3 protein-coding genes and 1 pseudogene are annotated in these 1,778 nt (G+C 33.1%); all 4 read right to left on the bottom strand.

Annotated elements, in window-relative coordinates:
- Positions 1-22: 22 nt before the first annotated feature.
- Positions 23-340, bottom strand: coding sequence for a hypothetical protein (locus ERL59_RS20555; RefSeq protein WP_160648100.1), 318 nt, complete (start codon positions 338-340; stop codon positions 23-25).
- A 141-nt stretch (positions 341-481) separates the two neighbouring features.
- Complete coding sequence (locus ERL59_RS20910; RefSeq protein WP_201763657.1) at positions 482-592, bottom strand: dihydroorotate dehydrogenase; 111 nt, start codon at positions 590-592, stop codon at positions 482-484.
- 350 nt (positions 593-942) lie between these two features.
- A complete protein-coding gene (locus ERL59_RS20560) occupies positions 943-1,206 on the bottom strand; it encodes a hypothetical protein (protein ID WP_160648101.1) in 264 nt (87 codons plus the stop codon).
- A 2-nt stretch (positions 1,207-1,208) separates the two neighbouring features.
- A pseudogene (locus ERL59_RS20565) lies at positions 1,209-1,778 on the bottom strand (hypothetical protein); the annotation flags it as partial.

Genomic DNA, 1,778 nt, shown 5'->3' on the forward strand with positions numbered 1-1,778 from the left:
CTATCACGCTATCACTTCCTCTCTAATTCATTGAAAACAAATAAAAAATCACTGCACCAACTGTTGCAGTGATCACATATTTAATTAGTTCTATCCACCCTAGACGTTCTTTAATGTTATTTGTTGTAGAATTCGATAAAGCATTAAATAATTTTGTTTCTAAACTATCTATCTTTTGTAAGATCTGATTTACATAAGCTTTTGTTCCTTCTTGATGTGCGTATAATTGCCTTATATCTTCCTCATGTCTTTCATCATTAATTTCCAGTTTGTCGAGACGACGTTTCATTTCTACTTGCTCAGTATCCAAACGATTGACTTGTCTCATAATTTCTTCCAATCTATCCACCCTCCTTAACATGAAAGAAACCCTGCTTTAAATAGACAGGGATTAGATTAACAATAATTAAACTTTAGTACTTTATATATCCGTAATCAAACTTCAAATTGCTGGACTTCCAGAAGTTTAAAAAGATAATAATTAGAATTGTAAGATGTCAATTACAGCATAAATAGACGATAAAATAATAACTAAAAGAATAAAGAGGACTAATACAATACCAATACTGCTACCGCCTCCGTGATAACCCATTAAATACCCCCTCCTTTCTATATATGATGTACTATATACTATGTTCAGAGAATCTACTTTGATTGGACGGGTATTCTAAGGCAAGTACACATTTTTCATAGTTTAAAACCCCACTAATAAATAGTGAGGTTTACACCGTAGAGAGATTTTATGAGTGGATAATAGTTCTACCAGGAGCTATGATATTCTATGTTCAAACCCTTCATGTCGTATAGACAAGTGACCTGCTTGTTTAAAAATGTACTATTTTACCAGATTATTCAATAGGTGTTTCCATCTCTTCACGTAATATATTTTGGTATGGCTCAGGCACATCTTCAATTTGCTTCATACTATTTTCTATCATATATCTATAGAGATTCAACATTTTTTAAACCCTCCAATTCAATTTGTTGTTGTAAAACTATTGTGGCTAAATCATTCACTTGGATGAATAAGGACATTATTAATTCACCTAATTCATCTTGATTCTGAAAACTTGTTAATGTTGCAGCTCCTAATGTTTCAATATCTGTTTTAGTGACTGATTTACTTTTAGATTCTTCAACTTCTTTTTTAAATTGTTCAACAGTTTTCCCTGTTTTTCTTAAAATATATTCTCTTAAAGCTTCCACTATTATTCCTCCAATGCGGTTAAACGTACTAACATTTCATATATTTGTCGGTCGTGTATACTCACTTCTGTTTCAATATCAGCTTGCTTTGTAGCTACATCGTTAAGACTGGAACGAATATTTTTTGCAAAGGTGGCAGTAACATCGATTGGATTCGTTGAAATATTTTGCGCTATATATGTTACTTCGTAGGTGGCTGTTGGGTCAAACAATTCTATCGGAATATACGCACTTTCTTCACCGTAGGAGTTTGCAGTATCAAAAAACCATTTGTCATCAATTTCACCGTTACGGTATATTTGTAATATCTTTTCAGTTTTATTTTTAAACAAAGTCCCCTCTACTGTTGTTCTATTTAGATATACATTTTCAGTGTTTGGTGTATCGGGATTTGCTTTTTCCCTAGCAACAATCCCACCACCCACCTCAACATGATTCCCACCTTCATGTAGGCTTACAGAACCTTCAACAACAACTTCTTCTTCAATTGGTTCAGCTAATTGGTAGGACAATAAATACGGTTGATAGTCAGTAGGCATAGTATTTAGTGTTTCATCTGCTGTAGCTGTTTC

Source organism: Chengkuizengella marina (assembly GCF_009910845.1).
GTDB lineage: Bacteria > Bacillota > Bacilli > Paenibacillales > KCTC-33759 > Chengkuizengella > Chengkuizengella marina.

Excerpts from the sequence above, each read along its gene's own strand:
- ERL59_RS20910 (WP_201763657.1), bottom strand. The coding sequence starts at position 592 with ATGGGTTATCACGGAGGCGGTAGCAGTATTGGTATTGTATTAGTCCTC.